Origin of the sequence: Trichormus variabilis 0441 (assembly GCF_009856605.1) — a bacterium.
Taxonomy (GTDB): domain Bacteria; phylum Cyanobacteriota; class Cyanobacteriia; order Cyanobacteriales; family Nostocaceae; genus Trichormus; species Trichormus variabilis.
In genome coordinates this window covers 2711325-2734795 of record NZ_CP047242.1, presented here as the reverse complement: position 1 = coordinate 2734795, position 23471 = coordinate 2711325, and the positions used below count along the sequence as shown (strand labels likewise).

Annotated in this window: 15 protein-coding genes and 1 tRNA gene; 5 read left to right on the top strand and 11 right to left on the bottom strand. The window is 42.7% G+C overall.

Annotation, left to right across the window (positions count from 1 at the left end; all coding sequences use genetic code 11):
* Positions 1-256: 256 nt before the first annotated feature.
* From GSQ19_RS11135 to GSQ19_RS11115, 5 genes are all read right to left on the bottom strand, one after another.
* On the bottom strand, positions 257-1258 hold the full coding sequence (locus tag GSQ19_RS11135) for an aspartate carbamoyltransferase catalytic subunit (RefSeq protein ID WP_011318019.1): 1002 nt from the start codon (positions 1256-1258) through the stop codon (positions 257-259).
* 42 nt (positions 1259-1300) lie between these two features.
* Positions 1301-2371: an IS630-like element ISAva6 family transposase gene (locus GSQ19_RS11130; protein WP_011316335.1), complete on the bottom strand. Its 1071-nt coding sequence runs from the start codon at positions 2369-2371 to the stop codon at positions 1301-1303.
* A 170-nt stretch (positions 2372-2541) separates the two neighbouring features.
* A complete protein-coding gene (mgtE, locus tag GSQ19_RS11125; protein WP_011318018.1) occupies positions 2542-3894 on the bottom strand; it encodes a magnesium transporter in 1353 nt (450 codons plus the stop codon).
* Positions 3895-4517: 623 nt separating this feature from the next.
* Positions 4518-5696, bottom strand: coding sequence for a phosphoserine transaminase (locus GSQ19_RS11120; protein ID WP_011318017.1), 1179 nt, complete (start codon positions 5694-5696; stop codon positions 4518-4520).
* A gap of 187 nt (positions 5697-5883) precedes the next feature.
* Entirely contained in the window at positions 5884-6786 is a 903-nt protein-coding gene (locus GSQ19_RS11115) for a metallophosphoesterase family protein (protein ID WP_011318016.1), read from the bottom strand.
* A 132-nt stretch (positions 6787-6918) separates the two neighbouring features.
* Between GSQ19_RS11115 and GSQ19_RS11110 the strand changes: the two genes are divergently transcribed.
* The gene (locus GSQ19_RS11110) at positions 6919-7827 is read left to right on the top strand and encodes a hypothetical protein (RefSeq protein WP_011318015.1); all 909 of its coding nucleotides are present in this window, start codon (positions 6919-6921) and stop codon (positions 7825-7827) included.
* Between the two features lie 100 nt (positions 7828-7927).
* Here GSQ19_RS11110 and GSQ19_RS11105 read toward each other — a convergent pair whose 3' ends face one another.
* Positions 7928-9958 carry a GAF domain-containing sensor histidine kinase gene (locus GSQ19_RS11105; protein WP_011318014.1) on the bottom strand — a complete coding sequence of 677 codons (2031 nt, stop codon included), beginning with the start codon at positions 9956-9958 and terminating at the stop codon, positions 7928-7930.
* 84 nt (positions 9959-10042) lie between these two features.
* Between GSQ19_RS11105 and cobN the strand changes: the two genes are divergently transcribed.
* Positions 10043-13909, top strand: coding sequence for a cobaltochelatase subunit CobN (cobN, locus tag GSQ19_RS11100; protein ID WP_011318013.1), 3867 nt, complete (start codon positions 10043-10045; stop codon positions 13907-13909).
* A gap of 18 nt (positions 13910-13927) precedes the next feature.
* Complete coding sequence (locus GSQ19_RS11095; protein ID WP_011318012.1) at positions 13928-15166, top strand: peptidoglycan-binding domain-containing protein; 1239 nt, start codon at positions 13928-13930, stop codon at positions 15164-15166.
* A gap of 129 nt (positions 15167-15295) precedes the next feature.
* On the opposite strand, the gene GSQ19_RS11090 is transcribed toward GSQ19_RS11095, so the two are convergent.
* The 4 genes from GSQ19_RS11090 to lipA form a co-directional block, all read right to left on the bottom strand.
* Positions 15296-15751, bottom strand: a complete 456-nt coding sequence (locus GSQ19_RS11090) for a Fur family transcriptional regulator (protein WP_010995860.1) — start codon at positions 15749-15751, stop codon at positions 15296-15298.
* A gap of 542 nt (positions 15752-16293) precedes the next feature.
* Positions 16294-17544 carry an RNA polymerase sigma factor SigC gene (gene sigC / locus GSQ19_RS11085; RefSeq protein WP_011318011.1) on the bottom strand — a complete coding sequence of 417 codons (1251 nt, stop codon included), beginning with the start codon at positions 17542-17544 and terminating at the stop codon, positions 16294-16296.
* A 522-nt stretch (positions 17545-18066) separates the two neighbouring features.
* Positions 18067-18990 carry an NAD(P)H-dependent glycerol-3-phosphate dehydrogenase gene (locus GSQ19_RS11080; protein ID WP_011318010.1) on the bottom strand — a complete coding sequence of 308 codons (924 nt, stop codon included), beginning with the start codon at positions 18988-18990 and terminating at the stop codon, positions 18067-18069.
* A gap of 51 nt (positions 18991-19041) precedes the next feature.
* Positions 19042-19917, bottom strand: a complete 876-nt coding sequence (gene lipA / locus GSQ19_RS11075) for a lipoyl synthase (protein ID WP_011318009.1) — start codon at positions 19915-19917, stop codon at positions 19042-19044.
* Positions 19918-20062: 145 nt separating this feature from the next.
* Between lipA and GSQ19_RS11070 the strand changes: the two genes are divergently transcribed.
* Positions 20063-20136 (top strand) — tRNA-Pro (locus tag GSQ19_RS11070).
* A gap of 874 nt (positions 20137-21010) precedes the next feature.
* Here GSQ19_RS11070 and cas12k read toward each other — a convergent pair.
* Complete coding sequence (gene cas12k / locus GSQ19_RS11065) at positions 21011-22939, bottom strand: type V CRISPR-associated protein Cas12k (RefSeq protein WP_011318008.1); 1929 nt, start codon at positions 22937-22939, stop codon at positions 21011-21013.
* 69 nt (positions 22940-23008) lie between these two features.
* Here cas12k and GSQ19_RS11060 point away from each other — a divergent pair, with 69 nt between their 5' ends.
* Positions 23009-23461: a MerR family transcriptional regulator gene (locus GSQ19_RS11060; RefSeq protein ID WP_011318007.1), complete on the top strand. Its 453-nt coding sequence runs from the start codon at positions 23009-23011 to the stop codon at positions 23459-23461.
* Positions 23462-23471: the final 10 nt, after the last annotated feature.

Here is a 23471-nt window from a genome sequence, read left to right as displayed (position 1 = left end):
AATTTATTTATGGCGAAAAAAAGAAGTGAAACAACATTAATTCAATCCCCCGGATTTATCCGTGGGGTCTTTAATTTTGAATTTTGAATTTTGAATTTTTTTGAATTGGAGCGTTCGCGTAGCGTCTCGTAGAGAAGCGACTTGGCGCAACTTCATAGAGAATTGGTATAACCTTGATGTTATTGAGTTATAGTTTGTCTCATTGGTAATAGGTAATAGGTAATTAGTATTATTTCCCATTACCAATTACTGATGATCAAGTCTTACCACTACCTATTAAATATAACAATGCCATGCGTACCGCTACGCCACTGGTAACTTGGGACTGAATCAAACTAAATTCTGGATCATCCATCAAATCAGAACTGATTTCTACACCACGATTAACAGGGCCTGGATGTAAAACTTTGACATTGGGCTGACATAGTTGCAATTTAGCGCGGGTAATGCCAAACAATTGATGATATTCTCGTAAACTGGGTAATAAATGAGCAGTCATCCGCTCTTTTTGTAAGCGTAAGGTCATGACAAAATCAGCGTCTTGCAAAGCAGGTTCTAATTGCCAATGGATAAATAATTGCCCTGGAGGTGCTGTTTCTTCTCCAAAAATGTACTCAGCAAATAACTTGGGTAATAGAGTAGGTGGTGCGGCTAGATGCACTTGCGCGCCACTAGCAATTAAACTCCAAATATTTGATCGCGCTACACGGGAATGTAAAATATCACCAACGATCGCTATCTTTTTCCCTTGCAAAAGCTCTAATCTAGGATTAGCCGGGTCAACTAAACTACAAATAGTAAATAAATCCAGTAGTCCTTGGGAGGGATGTTCATGTTGACCATCGCCAGCATTGAGAACACTAACACGTACACCTAGACGATCCATTTCTTGAGCGATCGCATTTGGTACACCTGCTTCTTTATGGCGGATTACCATAATATCAGTACCCATCGCCAAATATGTCTTTGCTGTATCGAGAATTGTCTCTCCCTTAGTCATGGAAGAAGTAGACGCAGCAAAGTTTAGCGTATCTGCACTAAGGCGTTTAGCAGCAAGTTCAAAACTACTCCGAGTGCGCGTAGATGGTTCAAAAAATAAATTTGCCACCACCTGTCCCTGCAACGCTGGTACTTTCTTTGTCCGCCGAGATAATACCTCTTGAAAACTGGCAGCAGTTTTTAAAACAATATCGTATTCAGCAGCAGTAAAGTCAGCTAAGGAAAGGACGTGGTGACGATTCCAAGTCGAAGTAGGCATAATACTAAATTGGGAAAGGAAGTATTAATTGAATAACTGAGGTCAAATTTGGCAAATCCAATCAAACCCAACCTTGCCATGAACAATTTGAGGGTGAGACATTAACCATTGACAACGAGAAATTAACACAGTTTCTAGTTCATCGAGAGTAGAAAACATCTGATTAGCAACAGCTTCACGTAGAAGCGACCAAACACACTCAGTCGGTTGGAGTTGAGGTGTATAAGCAGGCAGAGGAAACAGAATGATACCAGCTGGCAACATTAATTGTTTACTGGTATGCCAACCAGCTTGATCAACAAGCAAAACAATGATTTTGTGATGATGAGGATTGACTTCAGCGGCAAAAGCATCTAAAGCCATTTGCATGACAGCAATGTTGACTCTGGGTAAAATCAAGAAAAAACTCTCGCCAGTAGCTGGATGGACAAATCCATAAGTATAAAGCCATTGGTAACGAGTGCGATGCACAGCATTGGGACGATGACCTACTGGTGTCCAAACTCGACGGACGATGGGTTTGAGGCCTAATCGAGCTTCATCTTCTGCCCAAACTTCAACTGATTTGTGCGGATGGAGGAAACGTAACAATCGCACAAACTCCGTTAACTCAGTTTTAAACATCTGTCTTTGAACAAAAGTTGCCGCCTCAGTATGCAGAGGTCGTGGTTGTTGCAGACTAAATCCTAGCCTTTTGAGGTAATCCCAAGCTGTAGTGACATGGAGTGTAATTCCAAACTGTACTCGGATCAATTCCCCTACTTTTGGCGCACTCCATAACCCCCCATCTTCTGGTGGTGAAGCTAACCTTTGGCGCAACCACTGTTGTTGCTCGTTTGTGAGTGCAAGTTTTTTTCCTCCTGGTTTCAGTTTCTGTTGATTGATGATTCCGTTTGCTCCTAGCTTGTTGTATCGCCGCACGATTTTTCTCACCCAGTCCCCTGAGAATCCCACAATCTCTGCTACCTTTTGCGCTGACAACTGTGGTTGTTGATTGAGCAATTTAATCACTAACCATCGGGTTTTCTCTTGTGCATCTTCACATCGGCGATAACTTTGTTCTATTTCTTCTGTTGATAGATGCTCTGTTAGTTTTATCCTGGGACGTACCATTTTTCTAGCCTTTTTCCCTCTGCTTCAAATGATACTACCTTTCCCTATTCAGTATAACAGGTGATTAGTCAGTAGTCATTAGTCATTAGTCATTAGTCCATAGTCATTAGTCCATAGTCAACTGACAACTAACAACTGACAACTGACAACTGACAACTAACAACTGACAACTAAGCTGGCAAGTGAAACACATTTAAGGCTGTAGAAATCAGAGTTAAGAAGGTTAAAAAGCCGATGGTGTCAAGCATTGTGGTGACTAATGGACCACTGACTAGGGCAGGATCTAATTTTAGGCGTTTCAAACCCATTGGCAACAAAGTACCAAGTGTTACAGCCACTATTGTATTAGTTGCCATAACTGTACCGGCAATTACCGCTACCCATCGTTCTTGGGGTTTAGCCCAAATTAAGGAAAGGGCAAACATGGTCATTGCTAACACTACAGCCGTCCCTAAACCTGCGAAAATTTCTTTCCGCAAGATTTTCATAGTATCTTTGGGCGTGACTTCGCCTATACCTAAACCACGAATGGTAACTGTTAATGCTTGGATACCGACTGTTCCCCCTGTATTGGAAAATATGGGCATAATCACGGCTAATACTGGTACAGCAGCAATGATTGATTGAAAAGGGGCGATCGCACTAGCTGCACCAATATACAAAGCCATTATTCCTAACAACCAGGGTAAGCGGTTGCAGATAGTCCGTAGTGGAGAAGACAAAGCGGCTTCATCACCACTGACCCCAGCTAACTTTTGAATATCTTCCGTTGCTTCTTCTTCTAAAATATCGACTACATCATCAATAGTAATAATACCCACTAATCGCTCTTCCCGATCAACTACAGGGATAGCAATTAAGTCGTAGCGCTTCATAATTTGAGCGACTTCTTCTTGGGGTGTATCAGTTCTGACCTTAACAACGCGATCGCTCGCAATATCACGAATCAAAACATCGGGAAAGGTAAATAACAATTGTCGTAAGGAAACAACCCGCACTAGTTTGCGGTTGTCATCTGTAACATAGGCGTAGTAGATTGTTTCCTTGTCTTCGTCCTGACGGCGAATCTTACTCAGGGCTTCTCCCACCGTCAAACCTTGACGCAAACGCACATATTCAGTAGTCATCACCCGCCCGGCTGTACCTTCGGGATAACCAAGAATAGTGGCGGTTGCTTGTCTTTGTTCGGGACTGAGTTCTCGTAATAACCGCTTGATGACACCAGCCGGTAGTTCATCAAATAATTCTGCCCGTTCATCGGGACTCATTTCCTCCACAAGTTGCACCACCTGTGCATCGTGTAAGGAGTTAATTAGTTCTTCCTGAACTTCTGTCGGCAAATATTCAAATACATCAATTGCCTGATTTTTGTTGAGGAGACGAAAGGCGATCGCTCGCTGCTTTTCTGGCAATTGAGTAATATACTCGCCTACATCTACAGGTTGTAACCGATTTAAATCCCACTTGAGCTGGTTTAAATCAGCAACATCCATGAGCGCAATGCGAACATCCTGTGTGAGCATGACTTTACCTCCTATTGTCTCCCCCTCGCCGGGAGACTAGCTCACCAAACTCAGGGGAGGATTATACTGCCATCTGGTGGACTTTTGTCCATAAAATCTAAAAAATTGAACTCGATGTTAATACAATTGCTTACTAAGCATTCATCCTAACTCGGAATCAGGTTTTCTGATATAAACTCCCAGAAATTGTGCAACCACTATATGAGTCATGCACAACATTCAGCTATTTATGACCTTGATTTTTATTAGGTTAATGTAAATTTAACTACTATGACAATTTGTGTCAAGCAGTTCCCAAGACTTACTTAACAACTTCACAGAGTCAACCCTTGTGATGAATACAAATTGACAATTATAGCTACTTAACTTATAGAGATTAGTATATTTTTTACGATTTCCGTAGAAAATACAGACAGATAATTAAATCCTTTCATTGAAGATAAAGGACAAATAAATATAATAACTATTAATAAATTCTATAATCAAGCTAATTTTTATTGGTTTTATGAGTAAATCTTTTTCTTCACTACGGTATTCGTAATTAATTTCTCAATTGTTTAAAATACGCAATTCGTAATTAAGAGTGTTAATTACGAATTACGTATTAGCAATTACGAATTACTTCAAGCTACTGGCACAAACTCAGCCTTCACATTCGCGTATGCCCAATCTAACCAAGGAAGCAGAGCTTCAATATCAGCAGTTTCTACTGTAGCGCCTCCCCAAATTCGCAGTCCGGGAGGCGCAGCACGATAGGGGGCAATATCGTAAGCTACTTGCTGTTTTTCCAGTAGTTTTGCTAGTTTCTTAGCAAATTTACCTTGGTCTTCTGCACTCAAGCTAGCAAAGGCAGCATCAACGATTTTTAAGCAAATTGAAGTACAAGAACGAGTTTCTGGTTTCTCAGCCAAGAAATCAGCCCAATTGCTTTGTTTAACCCATTGAGCGATCGCCGCTAAGTTGGCTTCACTACGACTAATTAAACCAGGTAAACCGCCGACACTTTCCGCCCAAATCAACGCATCTAGGGCATCTTCCACACACAACATCGATGGTGTATTGATGGTATCTCCCTTAAAAATGCCTTCAATTAATTTGCCTTTTTGGGACAGGCGGAAAATTTTTGGTATAGGCCAAGCTGGTTCATAAGTTTGGAGTCTTTCCACAGCACGGGGTGAGAGGACAATCACACCGTGCTGGGCTTCTCCACCCAATACTTTTTGCCAGGAGTAAGTCAATACATCTATTTTTTCCCAAGGAATATCCATCGCAAATACGGCAGATGTAGCATCGCAAATGGTTAGACCTTGGCGATCGTCTTTGATCCAATCACCATTCGGCACTCTCACGCCGGAAGTCGTGCCATTCCACAAAAACACCACATCATGGCTGAAATCAACCTCATCTAAGTTAGGCAACCCGCCATAGGGTGCTTTCAACAGACGCACATCGGGTAACTTCAACTCATCGACAACATCTTTGACCCATTCCTGACCAAAACTTTCCCATGCCAAGATGTCTAGAGGTCTTTGTCCCAGTAGCGACCATAAGGCCATTTCCACTGCACCCGTGTCAGAAGCCGGAACGATACCTAAGCGATAATCAGCCGGTAAGCCGAGAATTTGTTTGGAACGTTCAATCACTTCAGATAACTTGGCTTTGCCATCTTCAGACCTGTGAGAACGACCCAAGCAGGCGTTTTCCAGATTCGACACAGACCAACCAGGGTGCTTGGCGCAAGGGCCAGAGGAGAAATGAGTAACTTGAGGTTTATTTGTTGGAAGGGTAAGATGCTCTGACATTGTTGCAGGAGAAAGCTGTATGTAAGTGGTAATGTAGATACTACATTAGTCAGTGGTTAGTTGTCAGTTGTCAGTTGTCAACAGTCAATAGTCAATAGTCAACAGTCAATAGTCAATAGTCAATAGTCAATAGTCAACAGTCAACAGTCAACAGTCAACAGCGATTGTCTCTTACACCCCTAAACCCCTACACCCCTACCCTTCTAATAATTCCCCTGTCAAAAACCCGATTATTAGTAGTGATCGCATTTAGTTCTATCCTATCTGGGTAAACTTCATAGGTAGCAAAACTTAAATCACTGGTTGAGTATTCTGTCCATTTTGAACGCCCTACAGGACGATTACCCGCGCCAGCACCACAAATTAAATAGGTTGTCCCGTCGATAGCACGAGTGCGTTCGTAACTGTGTTCGTGTCCATTGATATAAAGCTGGACTCCGTATTTCTGAAATAGTGGTGTGAAGGTTTTAATAAAAGCTTGATTACTGCCGTAGACACCGGATGAATAAATGGGATGATGCCCAAATACTATTTTCCACGGGGCATTACTACTGCTTAATTCTTTTTCTAACCAAGTTAGCTGGTTTTGCCAATCGGCATTATTGTTAGTATCTAAAGCGAAAAATTGTACGCGATCGCGGCGAAATGTATAATATCGCCGTCCGTTCATATTAAAACTAGGATAGCGGACTTGCGGATCACCATTATCAGTGCGAATATCGTGATTCCCTAAACAAGCCTGAAATTTCACTCCTTGTTTGAGTAAATCTTGATAGGGACGCTCAAAAACTGCGTTAACTTTTTCAATTTCACCGTTATTGTAAATATTATCGCCAGCTAAAACGACTAAATTATAGGGATTTTGCTTGTGGTAAAGCGTCATTGCCTTAGCCACAGCATACTGTCCTCTTGCCCCAGTTCCCGTGTCAGCCACCGATACAAAACGTAAAAGTAAATCTTTTTTGGGTGGTGAGGCGATCGCCAAATCACTACTTTGGTAATATTTATGGGCGAATTTCCAGGCTAATAATCCAGTTCCAAAAGCGCTGAGACTACTTAAAAATAAAAATTGACGACGTTTGAGATTCATAAATCACCAAATTAATCAATAGTCAAATTAGCCGAAGCTATTACCCATGAAATGATACATTAGGGCAAAAGAGAAACAAGCAAAAAGATGCAGCTCGTTTGTCTTTGATTTGTTGGTTTTGGTAAAAGTTCCATGTCACAAGACAATCCTCCCGAACAACCCAATCAACCGGAACCGACAGTTACGCCGGCCAATCAACCCCGCCAGAGGAGAATTCCGCAGCCTGTTTGGAAAGCGGTAATTATCGGATTTCTGCGAGGTACAATAGGGGTCTTAGAAACCACTGTAGAGAAACTAGAAACAGCACCGCCGCCAGGTACGGAAGCAACTCCCAGTTTTTTACAACAGCTAGAGTCTAGATGGAGTAGGTTTTTACTGAAAACCCGTGCTTTTATCCCATCCAATTTATCAACCAAATTATCAGATACGGCACTGACAGGGATTATTGCTAGTATCGCCGTATTTTTAGTGTGGACAACTACCAGTATTTTCTCTAACAAACCTACAGAAGTAGCCACGCTTCCCCCTGTTGAGGAAGTTCCCACACCAACACCCACAATTTCCACTCCACCGGAGCCAAGCGTACCAGAACCATCACCAACAGCAGAAATTACACCGGAACCAGAAGCACAAATTCCGCCGCCAGAACCAGAAGTAGAAATTACATCGGAACCAGAAGCTACTCCAGAACCAGAAGCCACGCCTACACCAACACCACCAATACAATTAACCCCAGAACAAACCTTGATTGCAGCCATTGAAAATCAAGTGGCAGAAATTAGCAATCAAATCGCTTCTGGCATCATAAAATCAATTCAAGCCAATTTCCGCACCAGCAATTTGACTGTAAAAATCAATGACGACTGGTACACACTCCAAGAATCTGAGCAGAACCAAATAGCATCCCAAATCCTACAGCGTTCTCAAGAATTAGATTTTTCTCACTTAGAAATGGTTGATTCTCAAGATAAGTTAATAGCCCGTAACCCAGTTATCGGCAACGAAATGATTATTTTTCAACGACGGGTTATTGGTCAGTAGAGACATTGTATCGGCTATTCTGCTTTTAAGTTGACAGTCAACAGTTAACAGCCCTTATTAGTAATTATGCAATTTAGGCTCGCATTAGCTTACAACGTCTCTACTCCCTAATTTCTTGATATGGTATCCACACGGTGAAAATTGAGCCAATACCTACGGTGGACTCAACCTCAATGCGTCCTCGGTGCAGTTCTACTAATTGCTTAGTTAAAGCTAAACCTAAGCCTGTACCTTCGTAGCGGCGGCGATAGGGTGTATCAAGTTGCTGGAATTTTTCAAATAATAATGGTAATTGTTCTTCAGGAATACCAATACCTGTATCTTCTACTTGAAATATAGAGGTATCTTCTTCTACCCAAACCCGTAAGGTGACATTGCCACCTTCTGGTGTGAATTTAATGGCATTTGTTAATAGATTCCAGAGGATTTGTTCTATTCGTGCAGCGTCGGCGGTGAAGCGATCGCGTCTAGGATCTATTTGTAAATCCAGTTTGAGATTGACTTTTTCAGATAGAGCTTTTTCTACCAGAGATTCTATAGTATTTTCTGCTACCTTGATTAAAGAAAATTCGGCAATATTTAAAACAGTTTTCCCCGCCTCAATTTGCGATAAATCAAGGATGTCGTTGATCATGTCTAGCAAATGTTCGCCACTATCGTGGATTGTTTGTAAATAATCTCTTTGTCGTTGACTCAACTCACCCAAAGGCCAACGTAATAAAGTAGAAGACATCCCAATGACGTAAGTTAAAGGTGTGAGCAATTCATGACTAATGGTGGCGAGAAATTCACTCCTTAGGCGACTAGCAGCTTCCGCCGCCAAGAGGGCATCCCGCAAAGCCATCGTCCGCTCAATAACTCGCTGTTCTAGGGTGTGTTTTTCTTGAGTGAGCCTGTGGGCAGCATCTTGCAGAGATCGCATTAATTCTGATTGATGAATGGCGATCGCTAATTGTTCGGCAATGGAAATCAGTAAATTCTTATCACTATCATTCCACTGGCGGGGACTATGGCACTGATGGGCAATTAATAAACCCCAAAGTTTATCTTCAAAAATAATCGGTGCTGCTAATTTTGCTCTAACTTGGTTTTCCCTTAAAAAATTGACCAGACATTCTTCTAAGGCGTAAGCTTGTTCAATATCATCGATTACTAAGGTAAATCCTTGACGATATTTCTCCCAACATTGAGAATGACGACTGAAGCAGGTTTTTTCTTGATAATCTAATACTGATGGGATGATATCTGTGGCACGAGCTTCATAAACTATACAACCACCGTAATTTTGCCAGTCTTCAAGGCGGGGTGGCCTTGTGTTTTGCGTATTGACTCTGGAACCCTCGAATTTATATATTACTAACCTGTCTAATTCTAGAAACTCCCGTACTTGTGCGATCGCTGTTGCCATAATTACTGGCAAGTCTAGGCTTTTGCGAATCTGGGTGGTAACTTGATTTAACAGTCGTTCTTGGGAAATCTGTTTTTTCAGAGCATCTTCGACTGCTTGACAAGCATAAACTTCTTCAGAATTATTTACACTGGCAGAAGCTGTTACTTCCTCATTGTTCTTAGGCAAAAGATGTTCTAATAACAACAAAGTAAATTGGCTTTGGCGCGTAGCATCATTAGGCTTTAAAATTTGCCGATAGCGTTCAAGATGCTGGTGAGTAGGGGAATCATCCCCAAACAAGTCTCTCAATTTTGCCAGGAAGGAAGCGATCGCCTCTGAATTAAATGTCAACCTAGTATTAAGCTCTGTTAGTGTTAACGGGGATTGAGCAGCCTGTGGAATACTGGAAGCTGAGTATATTTCTTGCTTTTGTGTTTCTCTATCTCCAGCGATGCCTTGATTCAATGGGGAAGGCATAGCCAGAATCCAATTTTCCGACTCTGGTAATTCTTGTTGCTCCCAGTTTCCCAGCAAAAGCGCACTAAATCCCTCAGAAACCACCAAAGTAAACCTCTGACTGTGCCACTCCATTGGCACGAAAACCCGTGATAACAAGGATTCAGTGAGTAACAAAGTACTAGTTTCTACTGATTGAGCCATCTGCTGCAACAATTCTCCGAGTTGATTGAATACAACTAAAGGCAAATTTCGAGAAAAGCTCAAATCAGGAGAACTCAGCATTTTCGATAGTCTGGTAAGAGGGGCTGGGCTGACAAATTTATTGATTATGTTCTAACCAACAGTTTAAAGCGGCAATAAAGGATTATGCATCGTATAAGTACCACATCGGTAGGATGGAATCAGTCAGAGGGTGTGATTTTTCTGGAACAAACCCCAGCTCCCTTTGTGTTGATTACGGCTGCTGATACCGATATTCAAACCCTCGCAGCCGCAGTCCCCAAATTACCTGCAACATTCCCTGCAATTAGAGTAGCTAACTTGTTGTTATTGCAACAACAAATAAGTATAGATACTTATGCAGAACAAGTTTTAGAACTTGCCCAGGTAATTATTTTGCGCCTACTAGGAGGACGTTCCTATTGGGCGTATGGTTTAGAAGTTGTCCAAGAAATCGTGGAACGCACTGGTATAACCCTAATTGTAATGCCTGGTGACGATGCTCTCGATCCTGAATTGATCTCTCAGTCTACCGCGCCTGTAGGTACTGTTAACCAAATATGGCAGTATTTTTATGAAGGTGGCGTACAAAATATTGTTAACGCTCTGCAATTTATTTCCGACGTATCTTTAAAAACTACATACAATCCCCCCGCGCCACAAAGGGTTCCTCGTGTTGGGTTGTATGACTGGGGACTGGGGACTGGGGACTGGGAACTGGGGACGAATAGACGAGGAAACGAAGGTAACGAAGTAGAATTTTCTCCCACATCTTCCCAATCCCCACTTCCCAAAGTAGGCATTCTCTTTTACCGCGCCCACTATTTGGCGGGAAATATTCAGGTAATTGATGCGTTGTGTGCGGCTTTGTGGCAGAGAAATTTACAGCCTGTGCCGGTGTTTATTTCTTCTTTGCGTGATCCTGATGTGCAAGCAGAGTTGATTGATTTTTTTCAGCCTAAAGATTCACAACAAATTTCACTTTTACTTAATACCACAAGCTTTTCATTAGCCCGTTTAGAAACTGAAGCACCCCAAACCGAACTTTGGGAAAAATTAGATGTCCCAGTTTTACAAGTGATTCTCAGTGGCGGATTTGTTGAACAATGGGAAGCACAGTTAAACGGACTTTCTCCCCGTGATATAGCAATGAACGTCGCCTTACCGGAAGTAGATGGCAGAATTATCAGCCGGGCTGTCTCATTTAAGGCGATACAAACTCGCAATCCCGATTTAGAAACAGATGTGGTAGTTTATGAACCAATAAGCGATCGCATCGACTTTGTAGCCCAACTCGCAGCAAATTGGGTACACCTCCGTTCCCAACCGCCCCAACAGCGCCGCATAGCCCTAATTTTGGCAAACTATCCCAACCGCGACGGCCGCCTAGCCAACGGTGTGGGGCTAGACACGCCAGAAAGTTGTGTAGAAATCCTCAAAGCTTTACAGCAAGCAGGCTATTTCGTGGAAAACCTGCCCACCAATGGCGACGAATTAATTCAAATGCTCACGGCTGGCGTAACAAATGACCCAGAAGGCAGAGAACTACGTCCAGTGCGGCAAAGCTTATCTAATGAGGAATATCAAGAGTATTTTGCTTGTTTACCAACAGCAGTGCAGCAAGGTATTAATGAGCGTTGGGGACTGGGAGAACCAGCTAATCATTTTACCTCATCGTCCTTTCCCATTCCTGGTATCCAGTTCGGCAATGTCTTCGTAGGCATTCAACCATCAAGGGGTTATGATATTGACCCCAGCTTGAATTATCATGCGCCAGATTTAGAACCTACCCATGCTTATTTGGCTTTTTATTATTGGGTGAGAGAATCTTTTGGTGCTGATGCTGTTGTTCATATGGGAAAACATGGCAATTTAGAATGGCTCCCTGGTAAAAGCTTGGCTTTATCTAGTAATTGCTATCCAGAAGCAGTTTTTGGCCCTATGCCTCACCTATACCCATTTATTGTTAATGACCCTGGTGAAGGTTCCCAAGCCAAGCGTCGCGCTCAGGCGGTAATAATAGACCATCTTACGCCCCCGATGACCCGCGCTGAATTATACGGTGCTTTGCAAAAGCTGGAAAATTTAGTTGATGAGTATTACGAGGCGGAAAGTTTAGATCCTTCTCGCTTGGGAGCAATCCGCGATCGCATTCGTGATTTAGTTATCCAAGAAAATCTTTACAAAGATTTAGGAATTGAAAACGAAGAAGATATCGTTAATTTTGAATCTCTGATTTTGAACTCCTTAGATGGGTATCTCTGCGAATTGAAAGAAGCTCAAATCAGAGACGGCCTGCACATTTTTGGGCAATGTCCCCAAGGACGACAACTCAGGGATTTAATAGTGGCGATCGCCCGTATCCCCAACCGCCATTCCCCAGGTATTACCAGGGCTTTAGCCAACACTTGGGGCTTAGACTTCGACCCCCTCACAGACAACTTCAGCACCCCATTATCAACACAAGACCAAAAACTGTTAGCCGAAAAAACCCAAAATCCCTGCCGCACAGTCGGCGATGCCGTCACAGCCCTAGAAGAACACGCCTCCCTATTAGTAGAAAGCCTCATCAATTCTCCCCCCTCCCCCCTGCCCTCCTCATCTCCCACCTCCCCACTTAACACAGTCCTCCACTGGATCAAATCCAAACTCCTCCCATCCCTACAACAAACCCCAGCAGAAATTACCAACCTCCTACATGGGCTAGATGGTGGATACATCCCCAGTGCAGCTTCTGGCGCACCCACACGGGGCAGACCAGAAGTTTTGCCTACAGGTAGAAACTTTTATGCTGTTGATATTCGCGCTATCCCCACAGAGACCGCCTGGGATATTGGTAGAAAGGCAGCAGAAAACCTGATTGAATGCTACACCCAGGAGCATGGTGAGTATCCCAAAACACTAGGCTTATCTGTGTGGGGAACTGCAACGATGCGGACTGGTGGCGATGACATAGCCGAAGCTTTGGCTTTATTAGGCGTACAACCAGTATGGGACGGTGCAGCACGACGCGTTATTGATTTAGATATACTGCCATTAAGCGTCTTAGGTAGACCTCGTGTCGATGTCACCTTACGCATTTCCGGCTTCTTCCGTGACGCTTTCCCCAACTTAATGGATTTATTTGAGCAAGCTGTCAACGCAGTTGCGGCTCTAGATGAACCCCCAGAACAAAACCCCCTAGCCGCCCAAATCCGCCAAGACACTGATTTTTGGATACAACAAGGCTTAACTCCAGAAACAGCCTTTGAGCGATCGCGCTATCGTCTCTTCGGTTCTAAACCAGGGGCTTACGGAGCCGGACTCCAAGGCCTAATCGAATCACAAAACTGGCAAAACGACCAAGACTTAGCCAACGCCTATATCAACTGGAGCTGCTACGCCTATTCTTCAGGCAAAAGTAAGGAAGCAGGCACAGAAATTAGTCCCCAATCCCCAATCCCCTCTCCCGAAGCCTTCACCCAGCGCTTAGGACAGATGCAAATTGTCCTACACAATCAAGACAACCGCGAACACGACTTGCTTGATTCGGACGACTATTATCAATTCCAAGGTGGTTTAACAGCTGCGGTACGTTCCCTACAAGGTAAAAATCCCGAAACTTATTTTGGTGATAATTCCATTCCATCCCAACCCCGTGTCCGCCAACTGCGAGAAGAAATTGCCAGAGTGTATCGTTCTCGTGTGGTTAATCCCAAGTGGATTGAGGGAATGATGCGCCACGGCTATAAAGGTGCATTTGAAATGGCAGCCACCGTAGATTTTCTCTTTGCCTATGATGCCACTACCAGATGTGTGGAAGACTATATGTATCAAGGTGTTATGCAGGCCTACTTGCTTGATCCAGTAGTTTGCACGTATATTGAGAATAAAAATCCCCATGCACTGCGTGATATTGCTGAAAGACTGTTAGAAGCAAACCAACGCGGTTTATGGGAAAATGTAAATATAGAAACACTTGAAAATTTACGTAATTTAGTACATCAAGCCGAAGCAACCATCGAAGCAAAATAAATGGTGTAGGAAACAAATATGGACAACATAGCGTATTTGCACCTAGCTTTCACCTACGAAGATAGTGAACCAGGTGAGTTGGTGTCTTTAAGCTACTTATTTAACAAAGCAGCTGCACCAGACTGGAAACGCCTATCAAGTAGAGCTTGGAAGCATATGCTACCCCTAGCTCTGACATTATCTGTTCTCAGCAGTGTTAGTAGCGCCTGGGCATTGGAAAGAGGAGATCAAGGGCCTTCCGTCAGAAATCTCCAACAAAAACTACAGCAAGCAGGGTTTTATCAGGCTCCTGTAACTCAGGTATATGATTTTTCCACAGAAGAAGCGGTTCGACGTTTTCAAGAGGCGGCTGGCTTACCAGTTGATGGCGTTGTAGGAGCTAGCACTCTGGAAAAATTAGACCAGTGGCGTTCCACTCCGGTGGCTAACCAAGTCCAACAATATACTACTCCCAATACATCAACGAGAAAAAACAGCACAACTGCTACTCAAGTCAGAACCACTCCTGCTGCACGTACACAAGCTACAAGAAACACCACAACTGCTACCGCACGTACACAAACTACAAGAAACAGCACAACTGCTAATGTGAATGCAGTCACAAACAAGCGCCGTGATCCTAACTACCTTGTCAAAGGAGATGAAGGCGAAGCGGTGAGATCACTGCAACAACGTTTGCGAGTTGCAGGTTTTTATTACGGTAATGCTACAGGTGTTTTTGGCCCCATTACCGAGGAAGCAGTCAAAAGATTTCAAACCGCTTATAAACTAGATGTTGACGGTATTGTTGGACCAGCCACAATCAGAAGATTACCGCCAATAGGTGTTGGTGGAGAAAATCCCCCTAAGCGCGCAACTGCAACTGTCAAAGATAAACTGACTGTAGGCGATCGCGGCGAAGCTGTGCGAGTTCTACAAGAACAGTTAATTCAAGCAGGATATTTACAGGGACAGCCAAATGGTTATTTTGGCCCCTACACAGCAGAAGCAGTCAAAAGATTTCAAGCTGCTAACTATCTCAGTGCCAGCGGTATTGCTGGCCCCACGACCAGAGCAAAATTACATAGCTCACTTAATCAAGCTAAAGCTACCAAAAGTGATTTTAATGTCTTAGAAATCCAAAGACGACTACAAGAAAAGGGTTTCTATAAAGGACAACTCAATGGAGTGATGGCAGATGATACGAAAAAAGCCATCAAGCAAGCTCAGGAATTCTACGGTATCAGTCTAACTGATGTCAGAAGCGGACGCTTTTAGCATCCGCTTCCATGTTTTTACTATGATTCCTTAACAGTTTGCTTACCTCCGATAACGACTAATCAGGAATTTCTCAAAACTTCATTTTTGGATTATTGAGTCACTTCCCCTTATTATCTTACCCAGGTGCTAAAGTGGCATGAGCGCGCGTTGGCACTTGGGACAGACTGCATGAATTGTCATTTGGCAGTCTAGTAGGTGAAAACCTTCTTTTTGGGCAGTTTTTGCCCCAATTTTTAAGATTGAATCGTTTTTGAATTCAATAGTAGAGTTACATTTGACACAAATTAGGTGATGATGATGATGGGGATAAGGCTGGTTAATTTCGTAGTGCTTGTGTCCTTCGCCTAATTCCAGTTCACGTAAAATCCCCATCCGAGCCATCAACTTCAACGTCCGGTAAATCGTTGAAAGGCTAATTCCTTCACCGTCAGCTTCCAAACGATGATATAAATCTTCTGCGCTCAGGTGTTCGCCTTGAGGAAGTTCTTGAAAGATATGTAAGATAGTTTCCCGTTGAGGGGTCAAACGCCAGCCTCTTTCGTTTAATTCTGCCTTGAGCGAAGTATTTGTGTAGACAGTCATACTAATTTTTCTCAACAAAGCTTGTTAATTGAGAATATAACAAATATTTGGAGTGATTTGCAACAAACATCGCTTATTGAGAATATTTATTATAATTTTAATCAAGATTAGTGAAAATCACCTACAAAAACCTAGTAATAATGCTTATTATTAACAATTTGAAATCAAAAATTACTAGTTCAAGAATATACCATCTTAATGGTGAATCGCAAGCTACACAGGCATCTTAGTTATTGACTTTATGTAATATCAATGTTTACTATTTTATGTTTTCCAGCAATGCTTTGCAAAAATACATTTTAATTAACTGCAAAATTTTCCTATAAGCAACAAGTAGCTGTTAAGTTACTAGGCGAGAATAAATCACATTAATGTTAATTAATGTATAAACTCCAATCACAAGGTAATGAGTTTTCCTGAGTTACCAGTGGCAAGCTCTGCCGTTATGCTTAATTGGTTGTGATGACTAAATAGTCCAGAGTCAATAATCTATAGTATGGATTTTGTTTACTATTGATTATTGACTATTGACTATTAACTATCTAACTCAGAGATTCCAAATAGTCACGGATAAGGTTGCGGCGCTTCGGTTGGCGGAGCTTTTGCAAGGCCTTAGATTCGATTTGGCGTACTCGCTCCCGTGATAAATCCAGAGCGCGGCCAATTTCTGCTAATGAGTAAGGATGACCATCAGCTAAACCAAAACGCATCAAGATGACATCACGTTCACGGCTAGTTAAATCAGCTAATAAATGTTGCAAGTCTCTTTGTAGAGATTCCCGCATTAACATTTCTTCAGGAGTTACGCCGTCAGTCTCTAATAGTTCTCCCAACTCAGTGTCTTTATCTTTACCTACCTTGGTTTCTAAAGAAACAGAACGAGGTACTCTTAATAAAACTTCCCGCACTTGGGTAGGTGTCATATCTAACTCAATTGCTAGGTCTTCTAAAGTAGGAGTGCGACCTTTTTCTTGAGCGATTTTGCGTTGAGCCTTTTTAATTTTGTTTAATTTTTCTGTAATATGAACAGGGAGGCGAATCGTACGACTAGAAGTAGCGATCGCTCTTGTAATCCCTTGGCGAATCCACCAGTAGGCATAGGTACTAAAACGATATCCCTTAGTTGGATCAAATTTCTCTACAGCTCGTTCCAAGCCGAGAGTGCCTTCTTGAACTAAATCTAATAATTCTAAACCACGATTTTGATATTTTTTAGCCACAGACACAACTAAGCGCAAATTAGCCTTAATCATGTGTTCTTTTGACTGAAGACCTTGAGATTGCATTTTCTCCAATTCTTCCACCGTCATCTTGGCAATTTCTGCCCAGCGACGTTTACCTTCCGATAAAATTGGCTTCAGGTCACATAGGTTGATACCAGCAGTAGCAGCCCATCTTTCCAAGGAAGGACGATGGCCAAGTTCTGATGCTAGACGCTCTTGAACTTCAATTAAATGCAGATAAGGAGTAGCAACTTCATCTCCCTGTTTGGCAGCATTAGCTAGCACTACCCGCAACTTTAAGTAACGCTGGACTTTTTGAGCTTCAGAAACTTCTTCGTCCCGTCCTAACAAACGGACTCGACCGATTTCCTGAAGGTATAGACGTACTAAGTCTGTACTACGACGGTTAGCGCTAGCACCAAAAGTAGCGGGATCAGCAGCAGCTATCTCCAATTCTTGGATCTCATCCACCGACAAATCACTGTCATCAATGGCAATATCAGGGTCTAAAGCCTGGCGGGATTTTTGGGTATTGTAGGCGGCATCTGCGTAAAAAGATGTTGCTGGCATAAGATCGTCTCTATGGCTCCAGGTAACAATAGATTGCGGTCAGCTATTTAACTGTTGCTATTGTTCCCGTGATTCTAGATGAACTAACACGGTTAAGGTTTTCACTAAAATTTTTTTTACAAAAAAACCTTAGTGGTTGTTTTCAGATATCACAGCCTAACTATAGTTGGCTGTTGAGAGTCTGATTGAACCAATAGCTATTCAAATTTACGATTAGATTTTAAATTCCGAATTACCTAGTCAGCATTTTCACCTTGTTGGTTATTAGCTGAGACTTGAGTATGTTGTATAAACATATTTCAGTAAAAATTATGTTTATTATCGGCATAGTCACATCTACAGGGATACATAAGTAATTTCCTGACGATTTTCTAATTTTTTTCTCAGGATTTTTTAGGACTCAGTATGGTAAGGAGTAATGGGGATGATGAGTAGTAGTGAGTTAAATTGGGGACTTGTTGTCAGTTGTCAGTTGTCAGTTGTTGGTTGTCGGTTGTCGGTTGACTATTAACCAATTAACAATCAGTTATATTCCGGCTTAATGTCTCGGAGCATGAGTTCATCAAGGGCTTGCTGTGGTGTAACTTCGCCTTGTAGTAATCGGTAGACTTGCTCGGTAATAGGGATAACTATATTTTGTTGCCTAGCTAGTTGGACTAATACCTGACAAGTGTTTACTCCTTCGGCGGTTCCTGGTAATTTTGCTAGAATTTGTGCCAGTGTTTGACCACCGGCTAATTGATAACCAACTTGGTAATTGCGACTTAAGGGACTGTTACAGGTAGCTAACAGATCCCCTAGACCAGATAAACCATAAAATGTTTCCGTCTTTGCACCCCAACAATTGCCAATGCGAACCATTTCTGTGAGTCCGCGCGTGACTAAAGCGGCTTTGGCATTAGTTCCTAAATGTAGACCGTCACATACACCAGATGCGATCGCAATTACATTCTTGAGTGTACCCCCCAATTCCACACCTATGGGGTCAGGATTTGTATAGACGCGAAAACGAGATGAAGAAAATGCCAGCTGCACTGTAGCGGCGGCAGTAGCTATACGACTAGCTACTACCGTGGCTGCTGGTAGGGATTGGTCAATTTCTTTAGATAAATTTGGCCCAGAGAGGACAACTACTGGATGATTGGGGAAGCATGATTGCCAAATTTGGGATGGCGTATAAATAGTCTCTGGTTCTAAACCTTTGGTAGCCGTGACAAAAATAGTTTCTGGTGAAGGAGTGAGAGATTGAATTTGGGAAGCAACTTCTCTCACTCCTTTCATGGAAATCGCCGAGAGAATTATATCAACATCTTCTAAGAGTGCTGCTAGTGTTTCAGTTCCTCGCCGTGACCATACACGCACCCTATGGCCGTTGGCTAGTGCTAAGTTTGCTAGAGATGCACCCCAAGCACCTGCACCTAAAATTAATATGGTAGTTTCTTGCACCGGTTCAAAAATTCAAAATTCAAAATTTTAGAGACACGATTGATTAGGTTTCTATTTGTTCCGGGGGTAACGCTCCATTAATTGTCGTACTTGTTCGGCGTGGTAAGAACTTCTCGTCAAAGGTGAGGATACAACTTGTAGAAATCCGATTTCTTCACCATAGGCTTGCCAAGCAGCAAATTGTTCTGGAGTAACAAAATCGTTAACTTGCAAGTGCTTTTGACTGGGTTGGAGATATTGCCCGATTGTGAGGATATCGCAATCTACAGCGCGTAGGTCTTGCATAACTTGGCGAACTTCGGCATCAGTTTCGCCTAAGCCGACCATGATACCGGATTTTGTGTAGAGCCAGGGAGCAATTTGACGCGATCGCTGCAATAATTCTAGGGTGCGATCGTAGTTGCCTTGGGGTCTGACTCGTCGATAAAGGCGAGGAATTGTTTCTGTATTATGGTTTAATACCTCTGGTGATGCTTGAAGAATTATCTTTAACGCCTCCCAGTTACCGCACAAATCAGGGATTAGCACCTCAATTGTGGTTTGAGGCGAAACCGCGCGCACCTCTGCTATACACTTAACAAACTGCGATGCACCACCATCTGGTAAATCATCTCGGTTTACGGAAGTGATGACTACATGATTTAGTCTCATCCGCCGCACAGCTTCAGCTAATCGTGTGGGTTCTGTGGGGTCGAGAGCTTTGGGTTTTTTCTCAAAATCAATATCGCAATAAGGACAAGCACGGGTGCAGGCTGGCCCCATAATCAAAAATGTGGCTGTACCAGCTTGGAAGCATTCACCAATGTTCGGACATGACGCTTCCTCACAAACTGTATTTAGCGCTAAATCCCGCAAAATTTCTTTAACGTTACCAACGCGCTCCCATTGAGGCGCTTTTACCCGCAACCAGTCTGGTTTTACAGTCACAATCCGCTTTTACCACTGAATGTTATACAAATCTAATCCTAGCAAGCAAATCCCGTTCCGATTCATCTATATATATAGATGTAGATGTCTTTTCTGTATTGACTATTATTTATGTTATGCTAAAAAAGGCGTATAAATTTTTTAACGGGATGTAGCGCAGCTTGGTAGCGCACTTCGTTCGGGACGAAGGGGCCGCTGGTTCGAATCCAGTCATCCCGATTATTGTTGTCGATTGCCAAATTCTTTGTCTGCGTTGACAAATTGTTGTCCGTATTGCCAAGTTGTTGTCCGCGTTGCCAAATTACTTAGTCATCAAGGTGTATTGGCATTAGAAGCTGTTATTATAATAGCTTTGATTTATTGGTACTGTTTCGGTCAGGGAAAATCCCGAACGAAGTGCGCCTTTCAACCCACCTAAAATTTTTTATATCCTTGCATGAAGGTCTTTCAACCCGCCCCACTTCGGAAGGGGTGTTGAAACTGAGTATTCCTGTGGTGCGACGCTGGAGGGAGGAGAACTTTCAACCCGCCCCACTTCGGGAGGGGTGTTGAAACAAGTTCCTCCAAACTCCAAGTCTTTTTACCTTTGTCCTTTCAACCCGCCCCACTTCGGGAGGGGTGTTGAAACTCCGCCCGACCAAACCCTTATCTAGAGACACTTCCAAAAGTGATTTTGGCAAAGGTGTCTAAATCTGCTCTCGACTTCACCCTTCAAGGCGAATCATCGAAACATACCAATAAATAAAACGCAGACTAGACAAGGGATTTGGACTTTTGGCAAACCTCCCTGGAAAATTGACCTCGCTTGTGGTTTGCCAAAAATAAATAATTAAGGTGGGTTCCTCCTTGATCGGAGGTGATTCGGTAGCCACCACTGCGGTAAACCCGCACCTCTATTACTGGGGGCGCACCTTATTCCTGTCCTCAAGGGACAGCAGCATCAAGGTGGGCAGCTACCAGGGTCAGAAAGCAAGACTGTTTTCCAACAGTCAAACTAACCCACATTTACACAGTACAGAGGCTTTGAACAAAGCATGAACTGCGGCGCTATTAGTTATATCTATTCTATTTTCAAGGTTCTGCTTTTTGTCAATCAGGTTCTTCGGCGAGAATTATAAGCAGCGATCGCTAATTCTCTCGCTTTCTCCTGTGGACTACCTCGAATCGGTTGTTTCGATTCCTCAATCACAATTCCAACTTTAGCTGCTGACGAGCGAATACTTGCAATCAATCGACCATAGCTCCACTGATGGACGCTAACTCGGTACTGTTTGGAATATTTTTGTTGAACTTCTATTAAGTCTGATTTCTGTTCGGCTTTAGCTTGAATCTCACTTTGCACCTGTTCTCGCATATCGCCCAATTTAGGCAGGACAATAGAGCCAGCTTTATATGTTTGGGTGATCGCTACAATTTCTTTAGCTAGTAATCTGTCTACATACTGTCCCAACTCTGATTCCCCAAGTTGATTCGGTGAAGCCAGGATTTGAGCTACTTGGCGTTGATGGGATAAGGTGTGTTTTTGTTGTCGTTGTCTATTTAAAAGTCTGTAATTATCGCCTAGTAGTTGTTTAATATTGCGGTAAGTAAGCACTTTACCTATAGAGCCATCAACCACTGCTAGTGTTGTAGGTTTCTCTAAACCAAGGCTAACACCAACAAGAATATGAGATTGACCTTTATATAAGGGCTTGCTGGGGCGGGGAAAGAGGTTATTAATTCTGGCTAGAGAAGAGTTTTTCCGTTTTATATGAGCTTGTTGTTTATCGTTGAGTTTGCCTTTGGCTTTTGTTTGGGCGATAGCTTTAGCAATTTCTTCTGCTTTTTCTTCTCGGACTAGGTTTGTTCCTTCAGCCGTCCACAGGCGAGTATCTACAGAACAGTAAAGGATTAAGCGGTTAACTTTCCAAGGTTCACTTTTACCTTCCCCCTCTTGCCATGCAATACGTCCACTACGGAGAGTGAATAGGCTGCTAGAGTGTTGGTTTTTACTGTTCCGTTTGATTTGCTGGTCTTCTAAAAAACGTTGAAACCATTGGAGTTGGCGAGAATCGCAATAGACTTGAAAAGTATGCTCACTCAGTCCGCTAAATTTTACACAGATACGTCCCCTTTCGTTTTTAAACCAAGTCATGTCTTCGTTGGTTTCATAAGCGACTGGGAAAGGTACTGTGATAGATTTTTTTAGCAGACTGTCTTGCCAAGATTTCGCCTCCGCTTCATTTTCAGGAACATTAAGAGTGGCCAGCAAAAGAGTTTCTAACCATTTGGCATCCGTTAAGTCTCGACCTTTGGGGATTCGTGCCTCTAGTTTTTCTCTTAGGCGTTCAATTTGAATCTCCAGTTTGCGGCGGCGTTTAGCGAATTTTTCAGCATTTTCCTCTTTATTGCTGATTTTGCAACCATTTTTCAGTAAATAGTTAATTGCACAACGTGTCAATATTTCTTCTGTGTCGCGGTAAGCTTCAAACAAATAATCAGAAATACTACGTTCGCGTAGCGTGCGCTCCGCGCAATCGCCATCTGATTTTTTGGTTTTCTTACGTTTCTTTCCTTTCGCTGGTTGTGCTTCAACTGTATCTGGCTGGGGAGCAAATTGAGACAGTATTTCAGCAGCTTTAGTACGAAGACTCTCTAAAGTAACTCCACTAACTTCTACTAATTCGGCATCGCTTTTAAGCATTTCCCACCAGCGCATTTTACCTTCTAGTTGGGATTGCGATCGCTTCATCAATGCAAACCAAGATTTGTAGATGTAATTTACTGTGGCGATCGCACTTGTGTAAAAACGTCCAGGTTGACCGATGAAGCGAGGATCAGTTCTCAAAGGCTCGCATAATTCTTTGACAATTTTGGCTGGGTGTTTGCCCTTTTGTCGCCAAGTTTCAAATTCAGGGTGTTGGGCTACCTGAACCAATAATTCATTAATCAGTGGCGTATTTAAATCTACCATCAACTTCCATAGTTGATGACGTGATGGCTCAGAAGCTACAAGACGACACTGAATAGTGATTTGGCTCATACCCTTAAAACAATTTTGTTCAATACTAACATATTTGTATTAAACGAGTCTTCTGTAAAATGGAAATCTATGCAGGAGACATTTTTTACAAGTAAGGAAGCTTCTAAAATTACAGGTTGTACACTCCGTCAACTCCAGTATTGGCGGGAAAAAGGGGTGGTTGTTCCTGTTATTAGTGATACGGGGACAGGACGTAGTATTTATTACTCAAAAACCAATTTAGTAGAATTGGCAGCTATGGTATATTGGCTGTCTGTAGGTTTGAGTTTTGATATTGCTTGCGAAACTTTGAAAACACTGAAAGACCAAGAGCCAGAGTTGTTTAGTTCGGGTACAGGTAGACGCTTTATGTTGTTGTCAGAAGCACAGGAGCGATCGCCGTTAGGTGCGCCAAAGATATCGCTTGAGCTTATGGAGTTTGACAGAACAAAAGCGATCGCATCTTTAGATGAAGGCAAACCTGTAATTCCGGTGTGGTTGGATGAGATTTATCAGCAACTACAACAAAAATTAAAAGCTTAAAGGAGCTACG

Coding starts and splice junctions, on each gene's coding strand:
- GSQ19_RS11135 (WP_011318019.1), bottom strand. CDS start 1,258: ATGCCTACTTCGACTTGGAATCGTCACCACGTCCTTTCCTTAGCTGAC.
- GSQ19_RS11130 (WP_011316335.1), bottom strand. CDS start 2,371: ATGGTACGTCCCAGGATAAAACTAACAGAGCATCTATCAACAGAAGAA.
- mgtE (WP_011318018.1), bottom strand. CDS start 3,894: ATGCTCACACAGGATGTTCGCATTGCGCTCATGGATGTTGCTGATTTA.
- GSQ19_RS11120 (WP_011318017.1), bottom strand. CDS start 5,696: ATGTCAGAGCATCTTACCCTTCCAACAAATAAACCTCAAGTTACTCAT.
- GSQ19_RS11115 (WP_011318016.1), bottom strand. CDS start 6,786: ATGAATCTCAAACGTCGTCAATTTTTATTTTTAAGTAGTCTCAGCGCT.
- GSQ19_RS11110 (WP_011318015.1), top strand. CDS start 6,919: ATGTCACAAGACAATCCTCCCGAACAACCCAATCAACCGGAACCGACA.
- GSQ19_RS11105 (WP_011318014.1), bottom strand. CDS start 9,958: ATGCTGAGTTCTCCTGATTTGAGCTTTTCTCGAAATTTGCCTTTAGTT.
- cobN (WP_011318013.1), top strand. CDS start 10,043: ATGCATCGTATAAGTACCACATCGGTAGGATGGAATCAGTCAGAGGGT.
- GSQ19_RS11095 (WP_011318012.1), top strand. CDS start 13,928: ATGGACAACATAGCGTATTTGCACCTAGCTTTCACCTACGAAGATAGT.
- GSQ19_RS11090 (WP_010995860.1), bottom strand. CDS start 15,751: ATGACTGTCTACACAAATACTTCGCTCAAGGCAGAATTAAACGAAAGA.
- sigC (WP_011318011.1), bottom strand. CDS start 17,544: ATGCCAGCAACATCTTTTTACGCAGATGCCGCCTACAATACCCAAAAA.
- cas12k (WP_011318008.1), bottom strand. CDS start 22,939: ATGAGCCAAATCACTATTCAGTGTCGTCTTGTAGCTTCTGAGCCATCA.
- GSQ19_RS11060 (WP_011318007.1), top strand. CDS start 23,009: ATGCAGGAGACATTTTTTACAAGTAAGGAAGCTTCTAAAATTACAGGT.